The organism is Streptomyces himastatinicus ATCC 53653 (genome assembly GCF_000158915.1).
GTDB lineage: Bacteria > Actinomycetota > Actinomycetes > Streptomycetales > Streptomycetaceae > Streptomyces > Streptomyces himastatinicus.
On the sequence record NZ_GG657754.1, the window covers coordinates 2992608 to 2998604 of the forward strand.

Consider the following 5997-nt stretch of genomic DNA (forward strand, 5'->3'; position numbering starts at 1 on the left):
CCGCCCGCGGGCTACAGCCGGGGGTCCACCGGCTCCGACTCCAGGGCCAGCACCGCGAACACCGCCTCGTGCACCCGCCACAGCGGCTCACCGTCGGCCAGCCGGTCCAGGGCCTCCAGCCCCAGCGCGTACTCCCGCAGGGCGAGCGAGCGCTTGTGGCCGAGGTGGCGTTGACGCAGCTGGTCCAGGTTCTCCGGGCGGGTGTACTCCGGGCCGTAGACGATCCGCAGATACTCCCGGCCCCGGCATTTGACGCCCGGCTGGACCAGTCGGCCGTCGCCCTTGCGGACGAAGCCCTGGAGCGGTTTGACGACCATGCCCTCGCCACCGGCCTCCGTCAGCTCCCGCCACCACGCGACGCCCTCGGCCACCGACGCGTCGTCCTCGGTGTCGACTATCAGGCGGCGGGTGGGAGCGAGCAGCGGGCCGCCGTCCGCTCCCGGCTTCTCCGCCTCGATCATGCGGTCGATCAGGGCGAGTTGCCGGTCGTGCGGGAGCGCGGCGAGGCTGCGGCCCTGGGCGGCCAGGATCTGGAACGGCGCCATCCGTATGCCGTCCAGCCCGTCGACCGGCCAGCAGTAGCGCCGGTACGCCTCGGTGAACGCGGCCGCGTCCACGGCCCGCCCGCGCTGCTTGTCGAGGAGCGCGGACACCTCGACGCCACGCGCCGCCGCGCCCTCGAGCGCCGAGAGCACCCCGGGGAAGACGGCGCCCGAGGCTGCGCCCACCGCCGCGTACTGGTTGCGCAGCAGCCCGGCGGCCTTCAGCGACCACGGCATCAACTCGGCGTCCAGCAGCAGCCAGTCGGTCTCCAGCTCCTGCCACAGACCGGCGCCCTCGATGCCGCCGCGCACCCCGCCGAGGACGGACTCGGTCAGCCGCGGGTCGTCGAAGAACGGCCGCCCGGTGCGGGTGTACACCATGCCGGATACGCCATCGGGCGCCCCGAAGTGCTCCTTCGCCACCTCCGGGTCGCGGCAGACCAGCGCCACCGCCCGGGAGCCCATGTGCTTCTCCTCGCAGATCACCTGGCGCACCCCGTCCGCGCGGTAGGCGGCGAACGCCTCCGCCGGGTGCTCCAGATAGCCCTCCTCGGCGGAGGTGGCGGCGGGCGCCATGGTCGGCGGGAGGTACGCGAGCAGCCGGGGGTCGACGGCGAAGCGGCTCATGACCTCCAGGGCCGCCGCCGCGTTCTCCTCCTTGACCGCGATCCGGCCCATGTGCCGGGTCTCGACGATACGGCGGCCGCGCACATCGGCGAGGTCGAGCGGACGGCCGTCGGTACCGCCCGGGGCCTCGTTGCCCAGCGGTCTGACCGGCTCGTACCAGACCTGCTCGGCCGGGACGTCCACGATCTCGCGCTCCGGCCAGCGCAGCGCGGTCATCCGGCCGCCGAAGACACAACCGGTGTCCAGGCAGAGGGTGTTGTTGAGCCACGATGCCCGAGGGGTCGGGGTGTGACCGTAGACGACCGCGGCGCGGCCCCGGTAGTCCTCGGCCCACGGGTAGCGCACCGGCAGGCCGAACTCATCGGTCTCACCGGTCGTCTCCCCGTACAGCGCGTGCGAGCGCACCCGGCCGGACGTGCGGCCGTGGTACTTCTCGGGCAGCCCGGCGTGACAGACCACCAGCGCCCCGCCGTCCAGCACATAGTGGCTGACCAGCGACTCGATGAACTCCCGTGCTCGGTCGGCGAACTCCGGGTCCGCGGCGTGCTCGCGGTCCAGCTGCTCGACCGTCTCGGCGAGGCCGTGGGCGATCTTGACCTTGCGGCCCTTGAGGTAGCGGGCGAGCTTGTTCTCGTGGTTGCCGGGCACGCACAGCGCCGACCCGGAGGCGACCATGCCCATCACCAGGCGCAGCACCCCGGGGCTGTCCGGCCCGCGGTCGACGAGGTCGCCGACGAAGACGGCGGTGCGCCCCTCGGGGTGGACGGCGTCGACCGGGCGGCCCTGCCCGTCGCGGCGCAGGGCGTATCCGAGCTTGCCCAGCAGGGTTTCCAGCTCGGAGCGGCAGCCGTGGATGTCGCCGATGATGTCGAACGGGCCGGTGAGGTGGCGCAGATCGTTGTAGCGGCGCTCGATGGCGATCTCCGCGCCCTCGACCTGCTCGACGCCGCGCAGGATGTGCACCTTGCGGAATCCCTCGCGCTCCAGGGACTTCAGGGAGCGGCGCAGCTCGCGGCGCTGGCGCGAGATGACGTGGGAGGGCATATCGGCCCGGTCGGGCCGGGCGCCGTTGCGCCGCGCGCATTCGCCTTCGGGGACGTCGAGGACGATGGCGACCGGCAGGACGTCGTGCTCGCGCGCCAGCTGGATCAGGCTGCGGCGGGCCTCGGGCTGGACGTTGGTCGCGTCGACCACGGTCAGCCGCCCGGCGGCCAGCCGCTTGCCCGCGATGTAGTGGAGCAGCTCGAAGGCGTCCGGGGTGGCGCTCTGGTCGTTCTCGTCGTCGGAGACCAGGCCCCGGCAGACGTCGGACGAGACGATCTGGGTGGGCAGGAAGTGGTGCCGGGCGAAGGTGGACTTGCCGGATCCGGTGGTGCCGACGAGGACCACGAGGGACAGGTCGGGCACGCCGAGGCTGCGCCTGTCGAGCGTCATGCTGGTGTCGGTCATGCGACGGCCTCCTTCGGTGTCGTGGTCGGTGTCGTGCTGGTGGTCGTGCTGGTGGTCGTGCTCGTTTCGCCGGTCTCCCCGGCCTCCTGCCGGAAGAGCGCGAGCTGGGTCGGCGGGCCGACCTCGGGGTCCTCGGGTCCGACGGGGCGGAACTCCACCGCGTAGCCGTGCCGTTCGGCCACTCCCCGCGCCCAGTCGCGGAACTCCTCCCGGGTCCACTCGAAGCGGTGGTCGTGGTGGCGGACCTGCCCGGCGGGCAGGGACTCCCAGCGCACGTTGTACTCGACGTTGGGCGTGGTCACCACGACGACCGTGGGCCGGGCGGCGCCGAACACCGCGTACTCCAGGGCGGGCAGCCGGGGCGGATCCACATGCTCGATCACCTCGCTGAGTACCGCCGCGTCATAGCCGGTCAGCCGGGAGTCGGTGTACGCGAGCGAGCCCTGCGTCAGCTTCAGCCGTGCCTCCTGCCGCTCGGGCATCCGGTCCAGCCGCAGCCGCCGCGCCGCCTCGTTCAGCGCGCGTATCGACACATCGACACCGACGATCTCGGTGAACCGCGCGTCCTTGAGCAGCTCGCCCAGCAACTGGCCCTGGCCGCAGCCGAGATCCAGCACCCGGGATGCTCCCGCTGCCCGCAGCGCGTCGAGGATCGCCTCGCGCCGTCGCACGGCCAGCGGCACCGGCCGCGGCGCGCTCTCCCCCTCCGGCTCCACCTCTTCTCGCTCCCCCCGCTCCGTCAGCTCAGTCTGCTCTGCCTGCTCTGCCTGCTCCGCCTGCTCTTCCTGCTCGGCGAACTCGGCGGTGAGCTCCTCCACCGCGTTGTCGATCTCCTCCACCTCGGCGTCGTCCGTCTCCGCGAGCCGCGCCAGCTCCAGCCGCTCCAGCGCGCTGCGGGTCAGCGACCAGCGGCGGGCCAGATAGCGGTTGGTGATCAGCCGCTGCTCGGGGTGGTGCTCCAGCCAGCCCTCGCCGGAACGCAGCAGCTTGTCCACCTCGTCCGGCGCGACCCAGTAGTGCTTCGCGTCGTCCAGCACCGGCAGCAGCACATACAGATGGCGCAGCGCGTCGGCGAGCCGCAGCTCGCCCTCCAGCACCAGCCGTACGTACCGCGAGTCGCCCCACTGCGGGAAGCGCTCGTCCAGCGGCACCGGCTCGGCCGTCACCGCCCAGCCCAGCGGTGCGAAGAGCCGCTCGACCAGGGCGGTGCCGCCGCGGGCGGGCAGTGCGGGCACCTCGATCCGCAGGGGCAGCGGCCGCTCCGGCAACTCGGGCCGCGCCTTGCAGTGTCCCCTCAGGGCGCTGGAGAAGACGGTGCTCAGCGCGACGGCCAGCAGCGAGGAAGCCGCGTACGGACGGTCGTTGACGTACTGGGCGAGCGCGGAGTCGGGCGCGCCGCCCCGCCCCTTGCCCCGGCCCCGCCGCACCAGGGCGACGGGGTCGACCTCCAGCAGCAGCGCCGCCGTGCAGCGCTCGGCGTCGGCCTCGGGGTAGAGGACGTGCGCGGTGCCGTAGGAGGTCGAGAACCGCTGCGCCTTGTCGGGATGCTTGTGCAGCAGGAACCCGAGATCGGTCGCGGGGCGCTCGATGGTGCCGGTGGTGGTTATCGTCAAGAACACCCGTCCGAGTATCGCCGGGTGCGAGCCCCCTTACCTAATGGTTTCTCACCACGCCCGCCAGCTCGGCGATCCGGTCCGGCCCGACCCGGCAGCAGCCGCCGATGAGCCGCGCACCGGCATCCCGCCACCCCTTCACCCGTGCCGGGTCGAAGGTCGACCGCCCGCGCCAGCTCCGGGCCGTCGCGTCCCACTCCTCTCCGCTGTTCGGATACACCACCACCGGCTTTCCGGTGGTCTCCGCCGCTATCTCCACGGCCCGGTCCGCGTCGCCCGGCTCGCAGCAGTTGATGCCGACGGCGATCACCTGCTCGTTCCCGGCGGCGACGGCGAACGCCTCCCGGAGCGGCTGCCCGGCCCGGGTGGCCTCCCCCGCGATGCTGTACGACAGCCAGACGGGCACCCCACTGCCCTCGACGGCCCGCAGCATGGCCGCCGCCTCGTCGGCATCCGGCACCGTCTCCAGGGCGAGCACATCGGGCCCGGCCGCGACCAGCGCCTCGATCCGCGGCCGGTGGAACCGCTCCAGCTCGGCCACGCTCAGCCCGTACCGCCCCCGGTACTCGCTGCCGTCGGCCAGCATCGCCCCGTACGGCCCCACGGAGGCCGCCACCCACACCGGGGCGGCCGGGGCGGCGGCTCCCCGGGCCGCGCCGCGCGCCAGCTCGACGCTGCGGCCCAGCAGCGCCGTGGCGTCCTCGCGGGCCACGCCCCGGTGGGCGAAGCCCTCGTAGGTGGCCTGGTAGCTGCTGGTGATGAGCACCCGTGCGCCCGCCCGCACATACGCGGCGTGCGCCGCCTCGATCTGCCCCGGGTCATCGGCGAGCAGCCGGGCCGACCACAGCTCGTCGGAAAGGTCGCAGCCCTGCGCCTCCAACTGGTTGGACAGCCCGCCGTCGAGGACGAGCGGCCCGCCTTCCAGAGCGGTGGCCAGTGGCGTAGGTGGGACGGACATCACGGGTACTCCTGGTGGTTCGGTGAGCCACGCGGCTCGGTCGGCCCGTCGGCCGGGCCTGGCCGACGGGTCGGTGGCCGGACCGACAGGCCCGGCCGGTGGGGCGGTCAGCCCAGCTGGGACTGGACCTGGGAGGAAATCAGCTCAAGGTGATCGAGGTCGTCGAGGTCCATGATCTGGAGGTAGATCCGGGACGCCCCGGCCTCCGCATAGCGGCCGATCTTCTCGACCACCTCTGCCGGGGAGCCCGTCAGTCCGTTCTCCTTCAGCTCCGGGACCTCGCGGCCGATCGCCGCGGCCCGCCGGGCGACCTCGGCATCGTCCTTGCCGACGCAGGCGATCAGCGCGTTCGAGTACACCAGGTCGTCGCCCTTGCGCCCGGCCTCCTCGGCGGCCGACCGCACCCGGCCGAACTGGCGCTCGCTGTCCTCGACCGACGCGAACGGCATGTTGAACTCGTCCGCGAACCGCGCGGCCAGCCGCGGGGTGCGGGTCGGCCCATGGCCGCCGATCAGCACCGGTACCCGGTCCTGGGCGGGCTTGGGCAGCGCGGGCGAGTCGGTGAGCTGGTAGTGCGCACCGTCATGGCTGAAGGTCTCGCCGACCGGCGTCTTCCACAGGCCGGTGACGATGGCCAGCTGCTCCTCCAGCCGCGCGAACTTCTCCTTCGGGAAGGGGATGCCGTACGCGGTGTGCTCCTGCTCGTACCAACCCGCGCCCAGGCCCAGCTCGACTCGGCCACCCGACATCTGGTCGACCTGCGCGACCTGGATCGCGAGGACGCCCGGCAGCCGGAAGGTGGCGGCGG

The 5997-nt window shown here is 73.1% G+C and carries 4 protein-coding genes; all 4 read right to left on the reverse strand.

Features of this window, described 5'->3' with window-relative positions; translation table 11 throughout:
• Nucleotides 1-11: 11 nt before the first annotated feature.
• On the reverse strand, nt 12-2618 hold the full coding sequence (locus SSOG_RS12075; protein ID WP_245606283.1) for a polynucleotide kinase-phosphatase: 2607 nt from the start codon (nt 2616-2618) through the stop codon (nt 12-14).
• Nucleotides 2615-4237 (reverse strand): 3' terminal RNA ribose 2'-O-methyltransferase Hen1, encoded by a 1623-nt coding sequence (locus SSOG_RS12080; protein WP_009714501.1) that lies wholly within the window; start codon nt 4235-4237, stop codon nt 2615-2617. Before SSOG_RS12080 ends, SSOG_RS12075 begins: the two co-directional genes overlap by 4 nt.
• A gap of 34 nt (nt 4238-4271) precedes the next feature.
• Nucleotides 4272-5189, reverse strand: coding sequence for a homocysteine S-methyltransferase (mmuM, locus tag SSOG_RS12085; protein WP_039937308.1), 918 nt, complete (start codon nt 5187-5189; stop codon nt 4272-4274).
• 107 nt (nt 5190-5296) lie between these two features.
• The coding region (locus SSOG_RS12090) for an LLM class flavin-dependent oxidoreductase (RefSeq protein WP_039937310.1) at nt 5297-5997 on the reverse strand (701 nt) is incomplete at its 5' end.